The sequence below is a fragment of the Acidovorax soli genome (genome assembly GCF_014207955.1).
Classification (GTDB): Bacteria; Pseudomonadota; Gammaproteobacteria; order Burkholderiales; family Burkholderiaceae_C; genus Acidovorax; species Acidovorax soli_A.
Window position 1 is genome coordinate 211827 of record NZ_JACHLK010000003.1, and the last position, 21029, is coordinate 232855.

Genomic DNA, 21029 nt, shown 5'->3' on the forward strand with positions numbered 1-21029 from the left:
CATTCTTCTATTCCAAACCAGCATGTCCAACCTGCAGCCTGCACTGACCCCCGCAACCCCTGCGTCTACCGTGCGCTCTTTCGTCGATCTACGGGCGTTTGCGCTCGATGGCCGCCAAGGCGTCACCGTGGCGTCTTCGGCCGGGGACGACCCCTTTCTTGCCAATCGCCGCATACTGGACTGGGCGCCCGATGGCCCAGTGACTGCGGGTGTCATCACCCTCGCCACTGGCAGCGGAGCGGTGCTCGCCTTGCCTGCGGATGAGTTCATCATCGTTCACGAAGGCCGCTTCACGCTTGCACAACAAGGCCAGCGCCAGAGCACCACCCTCACTCTGGAGGCCGGTCAGAGCGCCGTGATTCCGCATGGAGCAGCGTTCACTTGGACGGCAAGAGGACCGGTATCGCTGGTCTTCACCCGCTACAGCCGGAGCCAGCTCGGTAGCGGCACTATCGTGCCCATTCAGCAGTCACCCGACCTAAAGCCCTCTGGCACGCCGCCTGTGGACCTGCTGACCACCGCCGCTCCATCCTGTCGCAACTTCACCGACTATCAGTCGGCCGATGGCGAGTTCATGTGCGGCACTTGGGATTCCACGCCCTACGCACGCCGGCCGCTGTTCTACAAGCACTTCGAGCTGATGTACCTGCTGCAAGGCAGCGTGGATTTTGTCGACGAAGCAGGCAGCAGCGCCACGTTCTCGAAGGGTGACGTCTTCCTCGTCGAGCAAGGCGCGCGCTGCACCTGGGACAGCCGCGAGCAGGTGGCGAAGGTTTACGTGATCTACCGACCCAAGTAAGCCCCCATGAGCTTTGTCTACAAGGCTGACCCCACCCGCGGCGCAGTGTGGGCCCAGCGGTTTGCTCAGCAATTGCCGGATCTGCCGTTTCGCACGTGGCCCGACGTTCCGGACCCACACGAGGTGCGCTACCTCGCCGCCTGGGAACCACCCTCGGACTTGGCCACCCGGTTCCCGAATCTGGAGGTGCTGTTTTCCACCGGCGCCGGGGTCGACCAGTTCGACTTCTCGGTCATTCCCGAGACGCTGCCGGTGGTGCGCATGGTCGAGTCCGGAATAGTCCATGGCATGGTCGAGTACACCACGCTGGCCGTGCTGTCCCTGCACCGCGACTGGCACACCTACGCCCAACAGCAGCAGCAACGCCGCTGGCAGGCCCGCCGGGTGTATCCCGCCTCGTCGCGACGCGTCGGTGTGCTGGGCCTGGGCATGCTGGGCCGGGCCGTGCTGGAGAAGCTGCGGGGCTTCGGCTTTGACTGCGCAGGCTGGAGCCGGTCGGCGCGGCGGATCGACGGCATTGAGTGCCACGCGGGCGAAAAGGGTTTGCAGGCGTTCCTGGCCCGCACCGACATCATGATCTGCCTGCTGCCCCTGACCGACAGCACGCGCGGCATTCTCTGCAAGCCGATGTTCGACCAGTTGCCACGGGGGGCCGCACTGATCAATGTGGGCCGTGGCGGACATCTGGTGCAGCAAGACCTGCTGCAGGCGCTAGACGAGGGACAGCTCTCGCGCGCGGTCCTCGACGTCTGCGAGCCCGAACCGCCGCCGCCCGAGCACCCGTTCTGGCACCACCCCAAGGTGGTGGTGACGCCCCACATTGCCAGCATGACGCAGCCAGAAACTGCGGTGGAGGCGGTGATCGAAAACCTGCGCCGCCACCGTGTGGGGTTGCCCATGGAGGGCTTGGTGGACAGGGCGCGAGGTTACTGAATCTGGATGAATTGGGAGACCAGCACATGAGAACACTGTTGCTGAAGAAAGAAGATGTTCGCGGATTGATTGCCACGGAAGAAGTGATCGCCGCCGTTGAAGTAGCCTACAAAGGCTTCAACAGCGACCAGGTGGTGCAGCCGGACTACATCGGCATTGACCTCCACCCGCCGCGTGGGGACATCGACTTCAAGCTGGGCTACTACAAGGGCAACGAGATCATCTCGATGAAAGCCTCGTCCGGCGGCTTTCCCAACAACCCGACCACACACGGCGTGCCCAGCGGGATGGGGACCATTCTGCTGTTCGATGCTCGCACCTGTGCGCTGGTGTGCGTGATGGATGGTAGCCTGATCACGGGTCTGCGGACTGGGGCGGCCGGGGCCGTGTCGGTGAAGGCCTTGGCCAGGAGAGATGCCAAACGCGTCGCCTCAATCGGAACCGGGAATCAGGCCCGCATGCAGATCCGTGCGATCAGCCAAGTCATGAAAATCGAGGAGTTGCATGCGTGGGATCACCACGCCGATTCGATGGCCAGCTTCAAGGCCGATATCGAACTCGAGCTCGGCATCCCGGTGTTTCTGGCGAACTCCAAGCAGGCAGCGGTTGAACAGGCCGACATCCTGATCACCACCACCCGAGGCAAAGGCTCAGTGGTAGAGGGTGGCTGGGTCCAACCTGGTACGCACATCGTGGCAATTGGCACCGACGCCAAGGGCAAGCAGGAGTTTGATCCTGAAATCTTTCGGCACGCCAAGACCGTTGTGGACTCCATCCTGCAGTGCAGCGAAAAGGGCGAAATACAGCATGCGCTGCGCCTGAATATTCTCTCCAGGGACCGCATCCATGCGGAGATCGGTGAGGTCTTGCTGGGCAAGAAGTCTGGGCGCACGAGCGACGAGGAGATCACGATCTTCGATTCCACGGGCATGGCCATACAGGACAACACGACCGCCCACAAGATCTACCAGAACGCGCTGGCCCACGGCGTCGGTACTTTTTTTGAGTTCATTGAATGACCACCTTGCTTGAATACCCCACCCTCGCGGACATCCTCCAGGCCCGTGAACGGCTGAAGCCTCACATAAAGCGCACGCCGATACTGCGTGCGGAAAAAATCGAGAAGGCCGTTGGTTGCGAGCTCTATCTGAAGCCCGAGACCTTGCAAGTCACCGGCGCATTCAAGATCAGAGGGGCACTGAACAAGGCGCTGTCATTTACCAGAGAGCAACTCGGTAGCGGCCTCATTGCGACGTCCTCCGGCAACCACGCCCAAGGCATCGCTTATGCCGCCAGGATGCTGGGTGTCAAGGCCACCATCGTCGTGCCGGTGACTACACCCAGGATCAAGATCGAGAACACCCAGGCCCTGGGGGCGGAAGTCATTCTGTTCGACGGCGACACGGCCGCCCGCTGGAAGCGGGTGTGCGAGATTGCAGCAGAGAACAACTACACAGCGGTGCACGGCTTCGAGGACCCCATGGTCATGGCTGGCCAGGGCACCATCGGCTGCGAGATCCTAGAGGACCTGGACGGCGTGGACACCGTCATCGTTCCCCTGGGTGGTGGTGGTCTGATTTCCGGCATTGCCACCGCCATCAAGGAAACCAGGCCATCCGTGCGGGTCATCGGCGCGGAACCGTCCTTGACGCCCAAGTACCACCAAAGTCGGATCAACCAAGAGCGCACCACGCTACCGCTGAAGGACACCATTGCGGACGGAGTGCGTATCAGCGTACCGGGGCAGAACCCATTCCCCATCATCGAGAAGTACGTGGACGAGATCGTGCTGGTCGACGACGAGTACATTGTCGCGGCCATGCGCGCTCTGGCCAAGGAGGCGAAGCTGATCGCGGAACCGGCGGCGTCCATCGGCCTGGGTGCCCTGCTGGCGGGTAGCGTGAAGGTACGGCCCGACGAGAAGGTCTGTCTCGTGCTGAGCGGTGGCAATTGGAATCTGAGCGATCTCGCGGAGATCTACAAATAGCGTCTCGTGCGTGCACTGAGGCGTCGACGAACCGGCTCCTGAACAGCGCCCCTTCGGGTCTATGGTCAAGTCGAAAAGTTCGCAGGCTGAATACGGAATTTGGTTCCGTAGCAACGAGCCACAACCGCATATTCCATGGGCAGTTCTTCCTACAATTTTTTGCATCAACCCGCAAAAAGGCAGCCCATGAAATCACCCGACCAGCCGGAGAAAAAACAGCAGCCACCGATGCGTCGCAGCGCCCGCTGGTTCCGCAAGAACGACTTGCCGGGCTTCATCCACCGCTCGACACTCGCGGCCGATGGCTGGACGCGGGAAGACCTGATCGAGCGGCCCATTGTCGGCATTCTCGATACCTGGTCCGACCTCAACCCCTGCAACCTGAACCTGCGTGCGCTGGCGCAGAAAGTCCGCGAAGGGGTGCTGGAAGCGGGCGGGATTCCGTTTGAGATTCCGCTGATGTCGATCAGTGAAAACCTGGTCAAACCCAGCGCCTTTCCGTTTCGCAATCTGCTGGCGATGGATGCCGAGGAAAGCATCCGGGGCTATCCCCTCGATGCCGTGGTGTTGATGGGTGGCTGCGACAAAACCCAGCCGGGTTTGCTCATGGGAGCCGCCAGCGCCAACGTGCCTGCCATCGTGCTCAACAGCGGTCCTGGCACGCCACGGTCCTCCACCGGAGGCCCGCTGGCCACGGCCAACGGTGTGTGGCGCTTTGTAGATCAGCTGCGCGCCGGCTGCCTGTCCATCCAGGCTTTCGAGAATTTCGAACGCCAGACCATGGGTACCCCTGGCCACTGCAGCGAGATGGGCACCGCCTCGACGATGTCGACTCTCAGCGAAGCATTGGGCATGGCCCTTCCGGGAAGCAGTCTGGTCCCGTCCAGCGACGGGCGGCGCAGCCAGATCGCGAAGGCCGTGGGGCGGCGCAGCGTGGCCATGGCACAGGGTGGTCCCGCCCCGTCGGACATCCTGGATGCCCGCGCGTTCGACAACGCGATTACGCTGCTGTGCGCGGTCGGCGGCTCCACCAACGCCATCATCCACCTGCTGGCGCTGGCGGGACGCGTGGGCGTGCCGCTGACGCTGGACCGCTTCGATGAAATTGCCCGCCGGGTGCCCCTGATTGCGAATGTGCAACCCGCAGGCGACCACCTGACCGAGCGCCTGATGAATGCCGGCGGTGTACCGGCCCTGTTGCATGTGCTGCGGCCGCTGCTGCACTTGGACGCGCGCACGGTGGACGGGCGAACCATCGGCCAGATTGCGGACGAGGCGCAGGTGTTCGATGCCGAGGTCATCCGGCCGCTGGATACTCCCGTTAAGCCAGGCGCCAGCATCGTGGTGGTCAAGGGCAACCTGGCGCCGGACGGTGCGGTGATCAAGAGCTGCGCCGCGTCGCCGAAACTGTTCCAACACAGGGGCAGGGCCGTCGTTTTCGACGACGTGCAGACCCTGGCCGACACGATTGACGACCCGGCCCTGGACGTTGACGCCCACAGCGTGCTCATCCTGCGCAACATCGGCCCGGTGGGTGCGGCCATGCCGGAGTGGGGCATGCTGCCCTTGCCGCGCCGCCTGATGGAGCAAGGGGTGACGGACATGCTGCGCATTTCCGACGGGCGCATGAGCGGCACAGCCTATGGCACCTCGGTCTTGCATGTGTCGCCCGAGGCGGCCGTGGGGGGGCCGTTGTCACTCGTGCGCACAGGAGACATGATCGAGCTCGACGTATCCGAGCGCCGGCTCGAATTGCTGGTCAGTGACGAGGTCCTGGCCCAGCGCCGCTGCGAGGCCCCTCCGCAGGCGCCATCACCTCATGTTCGCGGCTACCGGCATTTGTATGGCCGCGAGGTCGAACAGGCCCATCAAGGGTGCGACTTCGGATTCCTGCGGGGCGCCAACGCCGATGTCCTGCCCGAAGGGCTGTTCGACGGCTGGGTCGGCGGCTGGTGATCGGGAGCGCAACGATGAAAGTCCTTTACCGCTCCGATGTTGCCCGCGGACCCGCATGGCAGCAACTGTTTTCCCAGCACGCGCCAGACGTGGATTTCCGTGTCTGGCCCGATGCAGGCAACCTTGACGAAATCGAATACCTGATCGCCTGGCAAGTGCCGCCCGACTTCATCGCTGCGCTGCCGCGGCTGAAAGTGCTGTTCTCCTCTGGTGCGGGCGTGGACCACATCGACACCTCGGCCTTACCTTCCCACGTCGCGATTGTGCGGATGGTCGAGCCCGGCATCATCAATGGCATGCTGGAGTACGTGACCATGTCGGTGCTGGCCTTGCACCGGCACCTGTTTGACTATCAGGAACTCCAGCGGCAGGAGCTCTGGCAGCCCATTGAGGTCTACCCACCATCGACCTGCTCGGTGGGTGTGATGGGTCTGGGGGTGCTGGGTCAGGCGGTGCTGGAGCGCCTGGGCATCTTCGGGTTCCAGCGGCTGGGCTGGAACCGGTCGCCCAGGGCATTGCCCGGTGTCCGCTGCTTTGACGGCGATGGGAGTTTGAACGAGTTCCTTGGCCAATGCGACATCCTGATCTGCCTGCTTCCGCTGACAGTCGCGACCCGCGGCATTCTCGGCGCACGCCTGTTCGCGGCGCTCCCCGCCGGCAGCTCCCTGCTACATGTGGGGCGGGGTGGCCATCTGGACCAGGAAGCCCTGCTGGACGCTCTCGACAGCGGCCAACTCGGACGCGCCGTTCTGGATGTCTGCGATCCGGAGCCACTGCCCGCCGGCCATCCGCTATGGCGACATCCTCGCGTCGTGCTCACCCCCCATGTGGCCAGCATGACCCAGCCAGAGACTGCTGTACCGATTCTGATTCAGAACCTGCGTCGCCACCAACGGGGCGAGGCGCTGCTGGACGAGATCGATCGCAGAAACGGCTATTGATCGAGAGATCGATATTGACCAGGCGGCGCCGCCCCGGGGGCAGCCTGGATGGTTTCATTCCCCCCCAACGAAAGGCCTCCCATGTCCATTGTTTTCAAACCCAAGTACATCAGCTTCGACTGCTACGGCACGCTGACCAACTTCCAGATGGCCCCCTGGGCCCGCAGGCTTTTTGCCGACCGAATCAAACCCGAGGAGATGGACCAGTTCTGCAGGGACTTCGCGGCCTATCGCCTGGACGAAGTACTGGGCGACTGGCAGCCCTACTACGACGTCGTATATAACTCGGTCCTGCGCACCGCCAACCGCTGGGGTGTGCCATTCCGCGAAGCCGATGTCGCTGAGATCTATGCGGCCGTGCCGACCTGGGGCCCGCACCCGGACGTGACCGCCGGCCTGGCCAAGATCGCGGACAAGATTCCGCTGGTGATCATCTCCAATGCCATGGACCATCAACTGGTGCACAACGTGGAAAAGCTGGGCGTTCCCTTCCATCGTGTCTACACGGCACAGCAAGCCAAGGCGTACAAGCCGCGGCTGCGCGCTTTTGAGTACATGATCGGCCAGCTCAACGCCAAGCCGGAAGACTTCCTGCACGTCTCCTCCAGCATGCGGTACGACCACATGTCGGCACGCGACGTCGGCATCAAAGACAAGGCTTTCGTCAATCGCGGGCACGAGCCCGGCGTACCGGCCTACGGCACCGTCGAGATCCCGGACATCGGCGGTCTTGCTGCGCTGGTGGGCCTGTAATCCAGCGAGCGGCTGCAGCTGTTGCAGCCGCTCGCTCCACACGCTGCGGGAGCCGGCCAGCGAGCTCGTCCATCACAGCCTAAAAATCGGCTACCTTGCCCCATGCCGAGCCGCTGAACCGCTCCGGCCGGAAGGGTGCGGGATCAAAGATGGGCTGGGCACCGCTGGCCAAATCTGCGATCAGGTGGCCGGCACCGGGGCCGATGCCAAAGCCGTGTCCGGAAAAGCCTGCAGCCAGGATGAAACCCGGCACGTCGCCGATGCCGGGCACTCCGTCCGGCGTGCTGTCGATACACCCTGCCCAGGTGTGGGTGATCGGCGCGTCACGAAGCTGGGGCAGTAGTTCGACGGCGCGGCGCTGGATCTTCCGGATCATGGATACATTGGGCTTCGGGTCGAGGATGCGCACCCGCTCCATGGGCGTGGGCGCGTCGAGCCGCCAACGCATTGGCGTTTCATGGCCGCCGCGAATCCCTTCCAGGCCTCCCGGGCGGATGTTGCGCCAAGGCTTTGCGAACATCGGCAGGAACTGAGGCGCGAAGCGCAATAACTGCCAGGCGGGATCCACATGCCCTCTGCCGCTTATGGCAAATGCATAGCGTCCGTCGCTGCGGCGCGTCACGGACACGTCGGCGCTGACCACGACATCCGGCAACCGGTGTTCCACGGGAGACACGCTCAGGATGGACTGGCGGACAGTGGCCTGGGGAAAGCGGATACCCAGCTGGCGGCAGAACGATGATGCCCAGGCACCGCCGGCAAGCACGGCCGTTCGGGTCTTGATGACGCCGACTTCGGTGATCACGCCGCTGACGCGCCCGCCCTCCAGCTCGATGCCGCGGGCCGCGCAATTCTGGTGGACGCTGCCGCCGAGCTTGACGAGCGCCGTGCCCACCGCAAGAGCCGCCCTGCCCGGGTCGGCGGTGCCATCGGTGGGTGAGATGACGCCACCTTTCCAAGTACGGCCGGTTGCCCGACGACGCTCGCTGGCCTCGCGGCCGCTCAGCATCTGGGTGGTCACGCCAGCGGTCCTGGCGAAATCGCGCCAACTGGCCCAACGCGATATCACGGCTTCGTCGTTGCTCAGGTACAAGAGCCCGCAGCGATGAAACCCCGTGTCTTCGCCACTCTCGGCGACAAATTGATCCCGCAGGTCCAGGCTCTTGCTCGCTATGGGCATTTCTCGAGCGTCGCGGCTCTGCTGGCGGCACCAGCCCCAGTTGCGGTTCGATTGCTCGGCCCCGATCCGGCCCTTTTCAGCCAGGGCGACCGACACGCCGCGCTTGGCCAGGTAGTAGGCGGTGAAGACAACGTGATGCCGCCGCCGATCACGACGACGTCGGCGGAGGCCGGCAGCTTGGTTGAAGTCTGGATGTGTTGCAGCGGAGGGCGCAAGGCGGATCTCATTCGTCAACCACGGGGTTGGATCACCAAAAGTCCAGGCCGCATGTCGCTTGCGTCCATGCCGTATTGAGGGCCTTTGCAAAGCGGGCTGCGATTGTGTAAGTACCTGCCGACAGATCCTGCCGTAATACTGTCGCTCCCGGGCCTCATTCCCAGCGCTTGCGGCTCGCGATGATGTTCAACGGGTATTCGCGCCGGTTCAGCGGCTGGCGCAAGACGATCCGGCTGGCGAAACGTTCGATACCCATGTCATCTTCCAGCATCTTGTCCATCAGCGCCTGGAAATAGCCGATGCCCGGCGCCACGATCTTCAGCAGGTAGTCGTAGCCGCCGCTGACGTTGTAGCACTCGATGATTTCCTCGTGTTTCGCGGCGGATTCCTCGAACTTTCGGAAGTCCTGGGGCGTGTGGCTGCCGAGGGTGATCTCCGAGAACACAACGACATGGTCACCCAGCTTCTCCAATGCGATGTCGGCGCCATAGCTGCGAATCAGCCCCACCGCCTGCATGCGCTTGGTGCGCAGCAGGCACGGGCTGGGACTCAGGCCCACGGCATTTGCCAGGTCGACGTTCGAACAGCGCCCTTCGCGCTGAAGACGCTCAAGGATCTTGAGGTCAAACCGGTCAAACGGAACTGCGGATGTCATGGCGCCATGGTACCGTCAGGCCGATCTGGGCGACGCGGCTTCCGCCTCGGTCAGCGACTGGTCTAGCGCCTCGACCACCATGCCGGCCTGCTCCTCCGACAGCACCAGCGGCGGGCGGATCTTGAGCACGTTGTGGCCCTGGGCACAGGCGCTGAGCAGCACGCCTTTATCGCGCATCAGGTTGACCACCCGGCTCGTGAGGCCACGATCCGCCGCCCGCGTCCTGCGGTCCGACACGAGCTCGACGCCCACAAAGAGCCCCGCCCCGCGCGCGTCGCCAATGGCTTCGTGCTTGGCGGCGAGCCCGCCAATGCCGTCGAGCAGCAACTTGCCGACCTTGGCGGCGTGCGGCACCAGCTGCTCTCGTTCGATGGTCTGCAGCACCGCCAGGGCCGCAGCGCACGAGACGGTGTTGCCGGCGAAGGTATTGAAGTAGCGAGAATACTCCCCGAACTCCGCCAGGGCATCGGCGGTGGCCAACAGACCGGCAATGGGCTGGCCATTGCCCATGGGCTTGCCCAGGGTGACGATATCGGGTTTGAGGCCGTGGCGCTGGAAGCCCCACATATGCCCGCCGGTACGGCCGAAGCCAGGCTGTACTTCGTCGGCGATGAACAGGCCGCCAGCACGTTGGATCGCCTCGACCGCCCCCTTCAGAAAACCCGCAGGCTCGGGCAGGATGCCGTCGCTGGTGAAGAGCGAATCGACGATCAGCGCGGCAGGCTTGATGCCATGGCGCTGCAGATCGGCAACGGCGGCCTGCACATCGCGCGTGAAGCGCTCGCCCAAGTCGGCTTCCTCGGCGTGGTACTGGCGGGGCGCCGGCACCACGCGCACGTGCGGCCCGAGGTCGACCGTGGGACCCAGCGAAGGCGAAAACTGCGACACGGCGTCGGTGATGCCGTGGTAGGCCGTGTCGGTGACGATCACGCCCGTCCCGCCCGTGCGCACCTTGGCGATGCGGTAGGCCAGGTCATTCGCTTCGCTGCCGGTGCAGGTCAGCATCATGTGGGCCAGATCGGTGCCTGGCACGCTGGCTAGCAGGCGCTCGGCCAGTTCAAGGATGGTGTCGTGCAGGTAGCGGGTATTGGTGGCAAGCGTCTGCACCTGGCGGCAGATGGCGTCGGCCACCGCCGGATGGCAGTGCCCAAGCGATGTGACGTTGTTGTACGCGTCCAGGTAGCGGCGGCCTTGCGGGTCGATCAGCCACGCACCTTCGCCGCGCACGATATGCAGGGGGTGTTCGTACATCAACCGGTACGCCGGGCCGAGTAGTGCATTGCGCCGCGTGATCATGGCTTCGGTGGCGGGATCGACATTGGCACGCCCGGGAATGTAGGCGTTGACCATGTTGAAGTCGGCGGTGGCTTTCATGAAGGGGTTCCTTGGTGTGAGGGCGTCAGCAAACGGTCGCGCACTTCGTGTCGGGGCAGGTCCGCAAGCTGCGAAAGCGCCTCCCAGGCTGCGGGGTTGTGGCGCATGATGTAGGCCCGGTTTTCGGGGTAGCGCAGCACGCGCCACTCGGATATCAGGGCGGTGATGAGGTGGCGCGTCGCCATGAGGTCGCCCACGATGTCCTGCTCTGCCTCGGTCAGCGGCAGCATGGACTGGTAGGCGCTGACGAACTGTGCCGGGCCCTCGAACGGATTGGCGTTGCCGGTCATGTGGAAGGCCGCAGCGGTGGCCACCTCGCCGACCAGTGGCGCGTAGAGCATGTCGCCGAAGTCGATGATGCCGGTGATGCGCGCCTGGTCATCGGGCGCGACCAGCACGTTGTAGAGGTGGTAGTCGTTGTGGATCACCTGCGCCCTGAGAGAACCCAGGCGGGGCAGCACGTGTTCGGTGAAGCGGTCCATGAAGGCTTGCGCCAGCTTGCGCCTGGGCCCACTGGGCAGGCTGCCCAGTTGCACGGTGAGCCGGTGCGCAGCCGACACGTTCCACAGCAGGTCGTGCGCGGCCGCGGAATGTTTGAAGCCTTGCAGGGCCAGGTTCAACTCGGCCAGTGTGCGTCCCATCGCCACGCGCTGCGCGGCGGTGCGCGGTGTCTCCCGGATCTGGGTGCCCTCCAGATAGGTGAGCATGCGCACCGAGGTCCGAGCGCCGTCGGCGAGCACCACGGTGTCGCGCGTCTGGCCGTTCAGCGTGCGCAGCACGCGGGGCACCGGCAAGCCAGGCGAGGTGCGGGCCATGTGCTCCAGCGCGGCGATCTGGAAGTCGACAAGCGGCACGGGCTCGGAGGCGTTGCTGATCTTGAACACGTAGCGCGAGCCATCGGCCGTCTCCACGGCACAGTTTTGGTCGCGCTCGCCAGCCAGCGGCCTGACTGTGGTGCCGTCGATGCCGTAGAGGCGCGCCACCAGTGCCTGCACCTCGCTCGCTGCGAGATTCGGCGCCGCGGTGCTCAGCTCCGCAGCGTCGTTCGGGCGTTCCGGCGCCGCCGCCTCGGGCGGTCCACGGTGTGCGTCAGCGCTCAGCATCAGAGACCCAGCAGCGCAGGCAGCTGACGAACGTCGGTGAGGCGGTTCACCCCGTAGTCGGTCGACGTGGGCTCATGACCGCGGTCGATGAAGGCCTTGGCCATGAAGCCCAGGTCGGACGCCGTCATCAGGTCGTACCGGAAGCTGGACGAGACATGCATCATCTGCTCGGGGCCGCAGCCCAGCTGGTCGAACATGTACTCGAAGGTCTGCGCGCGCGGCTTGTAGGCGCGCGCTTCCTCGGCGGTGTAGACCTTGTGGAAAGGAGCCTTGAGGTGCGCGACGCTGTGGGGAATGAGGTCCACCATCGAGTTGGAAAGGATCACCAGGGGCACGTGCGGTGCGATGGTCTCCAACACCTCCACGACGTTCGGGTGGGGCTGAAAGGTCGGCACTGCCGCGTACAGGGCGGCTCCATCCGATGGCAGGCATTCGATGCCATGCTTCTTGCACGCGCGCTGAATTGAGTTCTCCACCACGTCATAGAACGGCTTCCAGTCGCCCAGCACCTCGTCGAGGCGATAGGCCCGGAAGCTGTCCAGAAACGCTGGCATGCGCTCGGCCGGGACCCGGTCCTTGAACAGCACCTTGGCCGTCGGCCCCATCTCGAAGTTGATGAGGGTGCCGTAGCAATCGAAGCTGATGAATTTGGGTTTGAAAGTCATGGTGCGATCCGGTGAGTTGGGACGAAAGAAGTCTAGGGTCGCCCCCCATTCAAGTGATGCCATATCGCTGCGGTCTGCGCGCAGATTCGTTGTCAATCTGCGGGTTGTCCGGCACTTTTTGCCAAGGCTGTTCGGAGCCGCCTTACATCACGCGGCACACGGACACTCTCGAAATGCCGCAGCCAAACGATGTGCTGTCTGGGCCTCAACAACCACACTCTGCTGCGTTCGCGCCCCTAAAAGCAGCACCAACTTGAGCCGCGCTCCTCCTAAGCTTGGGCACATAAAGAAGAGAGGAGCGTGCAGTCGCACTGCCGCTTGCTTCTAGTCTCCTGTTACCAACGGATGCCGCCATGACCCACTCCGAAGCCCTCCCCCAGATCGCTGCACTTGACGCGCTGGACCGCGCCCACCTTATCCATCCTGTAGCGCCCTGGCGCATGCACGAGGCGCGCGGCCCCAACATCCTGACCGGCGCACAAGGCATCTGGCTCACCGATGGCCGCGGCCACCAACTTCTGGATGCCTTTGCGGGCCTGTGGTGCGTGAACGTGGGTTATGGGCAAGAAAGCGTGGTGCAGGCCGCCGCGGAGCAAATGCGCAAGCTGCCCTACGCCACAGGCTACTTTCACTTCAGTAGCGAACCCGCCATTCGCTTAGCCGACAAGCTGGTGCAGATCACACCTGCATCGCTTCAGCACGTGTACCTCACGCTGGGAGGATCCGAATCCATTGATGCTGCCGTGCGCTTTATCGTGCAGTACTACAACGCCATCGGCAAGCCCGGCAAGAAGCACTTCATTGCGCTGGAGCGCGGCTACCACGGCTCGTCGTCCACCGGCGCGGGGCTTACGGCGCTGCCCGTGTTCCATCGAGGGTTTGACCTGCCTCTGCCTACGCAGCACTACATTCCCTCGCCCAACCCCTACCGCGCCGCCAACCCTGGCGACGACCAGGCCATCATCGACGCATCGGTCGCAGCCTTGAAGGCCAAAGTGGCCGAGCTGGGGGCTGATAGCGTGGCGGCGTTCTTCTGCGAGCCCATCCAGGGCTCGGGCGGAGTCATCGTTCCACCGCAAGGCTGGCTCAAGGCCATGCGCGAAGCTGCACGAGCGCTCGATATTCTGTTCGTAGTGGACGAGGTCATCACCGGCTTCGGGCGTACTGGCCCCATGTTTGCGTGCGATGCCGAAGGCGTGGATCCCGACCTGATGACCGTGGCCAAGGGCTTGACTTCTGGGTACGTTCCCATGGGTGCCACGCTGATGAGCGACAAGGTCTATGCTGCCATAGCTGATGGTGCACCCAAAGGCGCCCCAATTGGCCACGGCGCTACTTACTCAGCTCACCCAGTGAGCGCTGCCGTGGCGCTGGAGGTACTTCGTCTGTACGAAGAAGGCGTGCTGGTAAATGGGCAGAGCGTGGCTCCGGTGTTTGCGCAGGGCTTGGACGACCTCATGGCTCACCCATTGGTGGGCGACTCGCGCCACCGTGGCCTGTTGGGCGCGCTGGAACTGGTCAGCAACAAGGCCAGCAAAGCAGGCTTCGATGCTGCGCTGGACCTGCCCGGCCGCATGGCGGCCACCAGCTACCGCAACGGCATCGTTTTCCGCGCTTTTGGAGACAACATCCTTGGTTTTGCCCCAGCGTTGACGTTCACTGAGTCCGATTTCGGCTTGATGTTTGAGCGCTTGAAGAGAACTTTGGATGACGTGCTCGCAGCCCCTGAGGTGCGAGCCGCCCTGAAAGACTGAAGCGGTGTAACCCCCACTCCAGCATACGCTGATACCGAAGCAGAATGTCTGTCACCTCTTCTTCTCTGTGCCTCTGGAGACCATGATGACTGAAGCCTTCAAAATTGACCGTCTAGACCTGCGCATACTCGCCCAGCTACAGAAGAATGGGCGCATGACGAATGTCGATTTGGCTGACGCAGTGGGCCTGTCGCCCAGTCCATGCCTCATCCGCGTCAAGCGTCTGGAGCATGCAGGATACATCGCCGGTTATGGCGCCCAACTGCGACTGGAGAAGCTGGGCGACACGCTGACCGTATTCACTGAGGTGACCCTCTCCGATCATCGCCGAGAAGACTTTTCCCGCTTTGAGGCAGCGATACGTGAAGTGGACGAAGTTCTCGAGTGTCACTTGGTTAGCGGAGGCTATGACTACCCTGTTGCGCTTTCTGACCCGCGGGGTAAACCACTACCAGGAGGTGATTGAGGGCCTGCTCGAGCGCAATTTGGGTATCTCCAAATACTTCAGCTACATCGTCATCAAGTCGCCATTCATCAAAACACATTGTCCGATCGAGCGCCTGTTTCCGCACCAACATTAGAAATTTGGGTTGGTGGAGACGTGCGATTGTTTGTCGGATGCGCATAGCGATGAAAGAGCAAATAGATAGCGCCATACCAGTCATGCTTCCCGACTCGTTGGACACCGATCTAAAGGTGAGCAGGAGGTTGCGCACGCCGCCTGTAATTAGCCTCACGCCCGCCGACCGGTTGGGAGACATTCGAAAGACCGCTTTCGGCGCTCCAACAAAGGTATGAGTCATCGCCAACCTCATGCCATTGGGCACCCCATCCAATTGCCATATCTACCACCCATTACATGAGCTGGCCTATGACAACTCTCTACCAAACTAACACTGAAGCTGTGGACCGAACCGCCATTCACCAACCCTTGCGGCTCATCGAGAGTTTGCGGCAAATGCCGACACACGCAGATGCTGTCGTCATCGGCGGCGGGATCATAGGGGTATTCGCTGCCTACTACATGGCCCGACGAGGCCTCTCTGTCGTGGTGCTCGAAAAGGGCCGCATCGGTGCCGAACAATCCAGTCGCAATTGGGGCTGGTGCCGCCAGCAGAATCGCGACGCGCGAGAACTACCCATGGCTACCAAGAGTCTGGAACTCTGGGAGCGATTCGCCGCAGACACTGGTGAAGACACTGGATTCAACCGCTGTGGCCTGTTTTACCTCAGCAACGACGAGGAAGAGATTGCGCGCTGGGCTCGGTGGCGTGACTTTGCAAAAACTGCGGGCGTAACGACCCACATGCTCAGCGGCCGCGAGGCCAGCGAGCGCGGCCGTGTCACAGGCCGTATTTGGAAAGGGGGCGTGTTCTCGCCCAGTGACGGTACTGCTGACCCTGGCAAAGCAGCGCCGGCTGTAGCTGCGGCCTTTCTGAAGCTTGGTGGCACGGTCCTTCAGAACTGCGCGGCGCGCGGAATTGAGCGAGAGGCAGGGCATGTCAGTGGGGTAGTTACTGAAGTCGGTACGATCAAAACCAACACTGTTGTCTATGCTGGTGGCGCTTGGGCCTCGTCGTTCTGCCGGCAGCTAGGCATACGCTTCCCGCAAGCAACGGTCCGCCAGACCATCGTGCGCGTCTCACGCGCTGCCGAACGCCTGCCGGACGCGCTGCACACGGCGCGCGTATCCGTCACGCGCCGCGGTGATGGCAGCTATAACCTAGCCATCAGTGGGCGGGGACGGGTAGACCCCACGCCGCAACTGCTGCGCTTTGCACCACAGTTTCTGCCCATGTTTGCCAAACGTTGGCGCAACGTTTTCCCTGGCGGCCTGGAGGGGCTGCTTAGTGGGCATGAAACGCTCGCGAAGTGGCAACTGGACGCCCCTACTCCGATGGAACGGATGCGGATACTAAACCCTCGGCCAGATGCCTCTGCAGTGCGCCAGACATACGATCGTGCCATCGATCTGTTGCCAGCTCTCAGCAAGACTGGTGTTGCCAGTGCCTGGGCAGGCTTTGTCGACAATACCCCCGATGGCGTACCCGGTATCGGCGAAGTGGCGGAGCTGCCTGGTTTCATTCTCGCTGCCGGCTTCTCTGGCCACGGCTTCGGGATTGGCCCCGGTGCCGGACACCTTATCGCCGATCTGGTCACAGGTGCGGAGCCAATCTTCGATCCCCGCCCCTACGATCCAGCGCGTTTTCGGCATTCAGCATGGGGGAAGGTTGCGGATTTCTAGTGTGCTGTCCTGCAGAGCGCATTAGTGAACGCGGATACGGCATTTCTGCGCACATCCTCCGCTACGCCTTCAGACGTCATCCTCAATCCCTACTTTTGACGATCCGAGTTTAGTCCCACGCCTGTCATGTCCCTCTCGATTCCCCAGTCTACCCGGCACACCGTTCTGACACGTGCAACCTTTGCGCTTTGCGTCTTCATTCCAACCGCCGCCATGGCCCAGGGCACCCCGCCGGGGACGTCGATTCCAGCGACCGGCGGCACCGCCTCGAGCCCCGTGCTGTCAGAAGTCCAAGTGCGGGAACGCAGTGCTACCACGGGCTACCAAGGTGCGCAGCGCAACACTGGCGCCACGCGCACCGACACCCCGCTGATCGAAACCCCGCAGTCCGTGCGCGTGGTGCCCCGGCAGCTGATGGAAGACCTGGGCGCCACCCGCCTGGCCGACACGGTGGACTTCGTGAGCGGCATCACCCGCCTGAACGACTTCGGCGGCACGTGGGACAACTTTGCCATCCGCGGCTTCAGCAACACCGACGGCGGCCAGCTGCTCAACGGCTTTGCGTCCAACCGAGGCTACGGCCCGCAGCGCGACGTGAGTTCCGTCGAACGCATCGAGTTCCTGAAGGGCCCGGCGGCCGCGCTGTACGGCAGCAGCGAGCCCGGCGGCACGCTCAACGTAGTCACCAAGAAACCGCAGTTCACCGCCGCCCACAAGGCCGGCGTGCAGGTGGGCGGGCTGGGCTATCGCCGTGCCACGCTCGACACCACCGGGCCGCTCGGCACGGACGTCGCGTACCGCCTGAACGTGGCAGCCGAAGACGGCGCCAGCCGCACTGCGCTGGTGGACAACCGCAAGCTGGTGGTGGCCCCGTCCATCACCTGGAACCTGGGCGCCAACACGGTGCTGAACTACGAGGCCGAATTCATCCGCATCCGCACCCCGCTGGACCGGGGCATCGTGCAGGTGCGCGGCAACGTGGGCGCGCTGCCATCCGACCGCTACCTGGGCGACCCCAGCCGCCCCAACCTGCATGTGAACGGCGACACCCACCAGGTGACGCTGGACCACGACCTGGGCCAGGGCTGGCGCACCCGCGTGGGCGCGTCGTACCGCGAGACGGACCTGTCTGGTGCCGCCGTGGACCTGACCGGCACCGTGGCCGCAGACGGCCGCACCCTCACGCGCCGCGACAGCTGGCGCAGCCTGCCGGCACGCGATGCATCGCTGCAGGCCGAGGTCGAAGGCAAGCTGCGCACCGGCAGCCTGGCCCACACGGTGCTGGCGGGCGTGGAGACCTGGCGCCTCACGGCGGCGCAAGACATCCGCTACTCCAGCCTGGCTAGCCAGCCGTTCGCCATCGACATCTACAACCCTGAGTACAACCAGCCCGTGGGCAACCTCACGCCAGGCTTCGACTTGGTGGACCGCACCCGCGCCACCGGCCTGTTCGTGCAGGACCAGATCGACCTGACCGACCAATGGAAGCTGCTGGCGGGCGTGCGCTTCGACCGATTCCACCAAGACAGCGAAAACCGCCTGGCCGCCACGCGCCAGGTGCAGTACCACTCGGCCGCCACGCCGCGCATCGGCGTCACCTACCTGATTGATCCAAACACCTCGGTCTATGCCTCGGCAGGGCGCTCGTTCCGGCCCAACGCAGGCACCGACGAGAGCAGCCGCGCGTTTGACCCCCAAAAGGGCCAGGCCTTGGAGTTGGGCGCGAAGTGGCAGTCGACCGACCGGCGCCTGAACGCGAGCGTGGCGCTGTTTGACATCCGCAAGACCAACGTGCTCACCCGCAGCCCCTCCAACGCCAACTTCAGTATCGCCGCCGGCGAGGTGCAAAGCCGCGGCCTGGAGTTGGACGTGGCCGGCCAGATCGACGCCCACTGGCGCATGACTGCCAACCTAGCCTTTACCCACACCGAGGTGACCCGCGACAACAACCCGGCCCTGCTGGGCAAGCGCCTGCTGAACGTCCCCTGCCTGAGCGCCGGCCTATTCGCCATCCGCGAAGACCTGGCCCCCTGGGGCGGCCGTTACGGCGTGGGCGGCGGCCTGGTGCACGTGGGTGAACGCACGGGCACCGCTACCGACACCTACCGCCTGCCCGCCTACACCACGGCACGCCTTACGGGCTACTGGCAGATAGACAAGCGAACGCGCCTGACGCTGGACGTGCACAACCTTTTCAACAAAGCCTACTACACCGCCTCTTGGGGGGCGCTCACGGTGATCCCGGGCCAGCAGCGGCAGCTGGTAGCGGGGGTGCAAGTAGCTTTCTGAGCCAAAACGTGCAGCTGAAAGTGACCAACACGACTTCTCCAAGGATCGCGAGCGGATGATGGCTGTGGCCAATTTCAGTGGCGCCTGGAGGTTGTTCAGTCGCCGCGCAAAGCGAATGCCCAGCTTTCCAGAGCCTGAAAACCATGCATGGGTTGAAAACGCGCTTCGGCACAAGGCCGCCTACCTATTAATGGTGAAGGATCCTGGCGAGTACTTGCATGGGTAAACCGGAGCTGCCCGCAGCGCCACGACCGCAACGACTTGCAATGTGACGAGAAGGTTGCCTTTGAGGATAAGTACCTGCAGACCGTGGTGGGCACTTTCGTGCGCGTCAACATCCGCACCGCCACCACAGACCCGGGCGACATTACCCATTGGCGTGTCGGTTTTGCCTTGCTAGGGCAAGTCCTTGACGTTTGAACACCAATCGTGACTCCCGTCAGGAGGGTGTTGAGGCAACGTTTGATTTGATCAAGACGCCCTGAGCTTTCGCTGTGCAGTCTGGTACTGAAGTGCGGCGGCGCATGTGCACCGTACATCCTTGGGGTGGGTTGACTTCCATGCAAACCTGCCCCGACCAATTCGCAGTTGTTTAGTTCTGCGTGGAAACAATATGCGTCCAAGGACCGCACGAACAAAACTTGCTGCTGTTTAGCGCTCGCAAATTAGCGCCCGCGAGAGCGCCCGCGCTTCTAAGCTTGATCACATTTTTGTAAGGCTGGTCGCGGCTCTCGGGCCAGCTGCAATCTGATGGATTTGAGGTGGTGAGGAGCGGGCTCTGGCTGGATGGTGTTTCAGCGGGCTAAGTCTTGACGAAAAATTGCTCAGCCACCTCGCGGTCCTTCTTCGAGCATTTTTGAGCATCTACTCGACGAGCACTGAGCAACATGTTTCTGCAGTCTCAGCAAACTTTTTCCGTGAATCCAAGAACATGAATTCCTCTTCCGTAAACTGCGATCTTTCAGCTATCGCTGCACCAGTGGACGACCTTTTGCCGGACTTAGTGATGCTGCGCCACGACCTGCACGCTCATCCCGAGTTGGCCTTCGAAGAGCTACGCACGGCGGGCATTGTCGCCAAGGCGCTGAGTCTTTTGGGTCTTGAGGTACACGAAGGCGTCGGTGGAACCGGTGTGGTGGGCACGCTTTGCTGCGGCGAAGCGCAGGAAAGTAGCGCGTTGAGCGTAGGTCTTCGGGCAGACATGGATGCGCTGCCCATGGTAGAGCTGGGCCAACGCTCCTATGCAAGCTGCTCACCGGGCAAGCATCACGGCTGCGGTCACGATGGTCATACCAGCATGCTGCTCGGTGCCGCGCAGCAGTTGGTGCGTACGCACAAGGCGCTTGGACTGAGTGGCACGGTTCATTTCATCTTTCAGCCCGCTGAAGAGGGCAAAGGTGGTGCGGCTCGCATGATCGAAGATGGCTTGTTTGAGCGCTTTCCTTGTGACCGCGTGTTTGCGCTGCACAACTGGCCCGATTTGCCGCTGGGCAAGGTACAGACGCGCCCTGGACCCATCATGGCTGCCGCAGACCGGTTCGATATCAGCGTACGCGGCAAGGGCGGCCATGCAGCACAGCCGCACCACACGCCGGACGCTATTCTGGCAGCCAGCCAACTGGTCGCGCAACTTAACACAATCGTCGCGCGGCGCATTGACCCTGGTGAGTCGGCCGTTTTGTCCGTCACCCGGATTGAGGGCGGCCGCAGCCACAACGTACTGCCCGCCGAAGTGCAAATCACGGGCACGGTGCGCAGCTTTGACACAGCATCGCAGGACCGCATTGAGGCTGCATTGCGCGCCGCAGCGAATGGAGTGTCGCTGGCCAGTGGCGCCGAGATTGAGGTGAAGTACCTGCGCTACTACCCAGCCACTGTGAACACTGCTGCCGAAGCCGCGCTGGCCCTGGACGCTGCGCATGCTGTTGGCCTGCACGCCGAGGTTGCACCGCGCGCCGCCTTCACGTCGGAAGATTTTGCCTTTATGTTGCAGCGCAAGCCAGGCGCCTACTTGTGGCTAGGCCAGGGCCGAGCAGACCCCGGGCAGGACGGCGAACGTGCGTTGCACCACCCCTGCTACGACTTTAACGACGATGCATTGCCACTGGGAGTACGCTGGTTCTGCGAGGTAGCCAAACGGTCGTTGGCAGCTGGCGTCCCAGGCTAAAGTTTCTGTGGC

General features: G+C 63.2%; 14 protein-coding genes and 3 pseudogenes. 12 read left to right on the forward strand and 5 right to left on the reverse strand.

Translation table 11 applies throughout. The annotated features are described in order from the left end of the window. Positions 1–22: 22 nt before the first annotated feature. From HNP48_RS09725 to HNP48_RS09755, 7 genes are all read left to right on the forward strand, one after another. Entirely contained in the window at positions 23–799 is a 777-nt protein-coding gene (locus HNP48_RS09725) for a cupin domain-containing protein (RefSeq protein ID WP_184856719.1), read from the forward strand. A 6-nt stretch (positions 800–805) separates the two neighbouring features. Further along, entirely contained in the window at positions 806–1732 is a 927-nt protein-coding gene (locus HNP48_RS09730) for a glyoxylate/hydroxypyruvate reductase A (protein ID WP_184856720.1), read from the forward strand. Positions 1733–1770: 38 nt separating this feature from the next. Next, positions 1771–2751: an ornithine cyclodeaminase family protein gene (locus HNP48_RS09735; RefSeq protein ID WP_260420176.1), complete on the forward strand. Its 981-nt coding sequence runs from the start codon at positions 1771–1773 to the stop codon at positions 2749–2751. Continuing rightward, positions 2748–3719: a threonine/serine dehydratase gene (locus HNP48_RS09740; protein ID WP_260420177.1), complete on the forward strand. Its 972-nt coding sequence runs from the start codon at positions 2748–2750 to the stop codon at positions 3717–3719. The genes HNP48_RS09735 and HNP48_RS09740 overlap by 4 nt, the downstream gene beginning before the upstream one ends. Before the next feature lie 186 nt (positions 3720–3905). Beyond that, positions 3906–5675 (forward strand): dihydroxy-acid dehydratase, encoded by a 1770-nt coding sequence (locus HNP48_RS09745; RefSeq protein ID WP_184856722.1) that lies wholly within the window; start codon positions 3906–3908, stop codon positions 5673–5675. A gap of 14 nt (positions 5676–5689) precedes the next feature. Further along, positions 5690–6616 (forward strand): glyoxylate/hydroxypyruvate reductase A, encoded by a 927-nt coding sequence (locus HNP48_RS09750; protein WP_184856723.1) that lies wholly within the window; start codon positions 5690–5692, stop codon positions 6614–6616. 81 nt (positions 6617–6697) lie between these two features. Further along, positions 6698–7369, forward strand: a complete 672-nt coding sequence (locus HNP48_RS09755; RefSeq protein WP_184856724.1) for a haloacid dehalogenase type II — start codon at positions 6698–6700, stop codon at positions 7367–7369. Between the two features lie 79 nt (positions 7370–7448). On the opposite strand, the pseudogene HNP48_RS09760 reads toward HNP48_RS09755, so the two are convergent. The 5 genes and pseudogenes from HNP48_RS09760 to HNP48_RS09780 form a co-directional block, all read right to left on the reverse strand. Continuing rightward, a pseudogene (locus HNP48_RS09760) lies at positions 7449–8764 on the reverse strand (NAD(P)/FAD-dependent oxidoreductase). 155 nt (positions 8765–8919) lie between these two features. Continuing rightward, positions 8920–9420 carry an Lrp/AsnC family transcriptional regulator gene (locus HNP48_RS09765; RefSeq protein ID WP_184856725.1) on the reverse strand — a complete coding sequence of 167 codons (501 nt, stop codon included), beginning with the start codon at positions 9418–9420 and terminating at the stop codon, positions 8920–8922. Positions 9421–9435: 15 nt separating this feature from the next. Next, on the reverse strand, positions 9436–10794 hold the full coding sequence (locus HNP48_RS09770) for an aspartate aminotransferase family protein (RefSeq protein ID WP_184856726.1): 1359 nt from the start codon (positions 10792–10794) through the stop codon (positions 9436–9438). Between the two features lie 272 nt (positions 10795–11066). After that, a pseudogene (locus tag HNP48_RS09775) lies at positions 11067–11897 on the reverse strand (phosphotransferase); the annotation flags it as partial. Continuing rightward, positions 11897–12562: a haloacid dehalogenase type II gene (locus HNP48_RS09780; RefSeq protein WP_184856728.1), complete on the reverse strand. Its 666-nt coding sequence runs from the start codon at positions 12560–12562 to the stop codon at positions 11897–11899. The pseudogene HNP48_RS09775 and the gene HNP48_RS09780, both read right to left, overlap by 1 nt. 353 nt (positions 12563–12915) lie before the next feature. Between HNP48_RS09780 and HNP48_RS09785 the strand changes: the two genes are divergently transcribed. The 5 genes and pseudogenes from HNP48_RS09785 to HNP48_RS09805 all read left to right on the forward strand — a co-directional run bounded on the left by HNP48_RS09785 (position 12916) and on the right by HNP48_RS09805 (position 21017). Next, the gene (locus tag HNP48_RS09785) at positions 12916–14316 is read left to right on the forward strand and encodes an aspartate aminotransferase family protein (protein WP_184856729.1); all 1401 of its coding nucleotides are present in this window, start codon (positions 12916–12918) and stop codon (positions 14314–14316) included. Positions 14317–14401: 85 nt separating this feature from the next. After that, positions 14402–14897 (forward strand): annotated as a pseudogene (locus HNP48_RS09790) (Lrp/AsnC family transcriptional regulator). A 338-nt stretch (positions 14898–15235) separates the two neighbouring features. Beyond that, positions 15236–16561, forward strand: coding sequence for an FAD-binding oxidoreductase (locus tag HNP48_RS09795; RefSeq protein WP_184857089.1), 1326 nt, complete (start codon positions 15236–15238; stop codon positions 16559–16561). A gap of 213 nt (positions 16562–16774) precedes the next feature. Then, positions 16775–18850 carry a TonB-dependent siderophore receptor gene (locus HNP48_RS09800; protein WP_260420178.1) on the forward strand — a complete coding sequence of 692 codons (2076 nt, stop codon included), beginning with the start codon at positions 16775–16777 and terminating at the stop codon, positions 18848–18850. Between the two features lie 931 nt (positions 18851–19781). Beyond that, positions 19782–21017: an amidohydrolase gene (locus HNP48_RS09805; protein WP_184856730.1), complete on the forward strand. Its 1236-nt coding sequence runs from the start codon at positions 19782–19784 to the stop codon at positions 21015–21017. Positions 21018–21029 lie beyond the last annotated feature (12 nt).

What these genes read in the sequence shown, in the direction of transcription:
- HNP48_RS09780 (WP_184856728.1), bottom strand. Translation starts at nt 12,562, where the DNA reads ATGACTTTCAAACCCAAATTCATCAGCTTCGATTGCTACGGCACCCTC.
- HNP48_RS09765 (WP_184856725.1), bottom strand. Translation starts at nt 9,420, where the DNA reads ATGACATCCGCAGTTCCGTTTGACCGGTTTGACCTCAAGATCCTTGAG.
- HNP48_RS09785 (WP_184856729.1), top strand. Translation starts at nt 12,916, where the DNA reads ATGACCCACTCCGAAGCCCTCCCCCAGATCGCTGCACTTGACGCGCTG.
- HNP48_RS09805 (WP_184856730.1), top strand. Translation starts at nt 19,782, where the DNA reads ATGAATTCCTCTTCCGTAAACTGCGATCTTTCAGCTATCGCTGCACCA.
- HNP48_RS09750 (WP_184856723.1), top strand. Translation starts at nt 5,690, where the DNA reads ATGAAAGTCCTTTACCGCTCCGATGTTGCCCGCGGACCCGCATGGCAG.
- HNP48_RS09745 (WP_184856722.1), top strand. Translation starts at nt 3,906, where the DNA reads ATGAAATCACCCGACCAGCCGGAGAAAAAACAGCAGCCACCGATGCGT.
- HNP48_RS09755 (WP_184856724.1), top strand. Translation starts at nt 6,698, where the DNA reads ATGTCCATTGTTTTCAAACCCAAGTACATCAGCTTCGACTGCTACGGC.
- HNP48_RS09725 (WP_184856719.1), top strand. Translation starts at nt 23, where the DNA reads ATGTCCAACCTGCAGCCTGCACTGACCCCCGCAACCCCTGCGTCTACC.
- HNP48_RS09770 (WP_184856726.1), bottom strand. Translation starts at nt 10,794, where the DNA reads ATGAAAGCCACCGCCGACTTCAACATGGTCAACGCCTACATTCCCGGG.
- HNP48_RS09800 (WP_260420178.1), top strand. Translation starts at nt 16,775, where the DNA reads ATGGCCCAGGGCACCCCGCCGGGGACGTCGATTCCAGCGACCGGCGGC.
- HNP48_RS09740 (WP_260420177.1), top strand. Translation starts at nt 2,748, where the DNA reads ATGACCACCTTGCTTGAATACCCCACCCTCGCGGACATCCTCCAGGCC.
- HNP48_RS09730 (WP_184856720.1), top strand. Translation starts at nt 806, where the DNA reads ATGAGCTTTGTCTACAAGGCTGACCCCACCCGCGGCGCAGTGTGGGCC.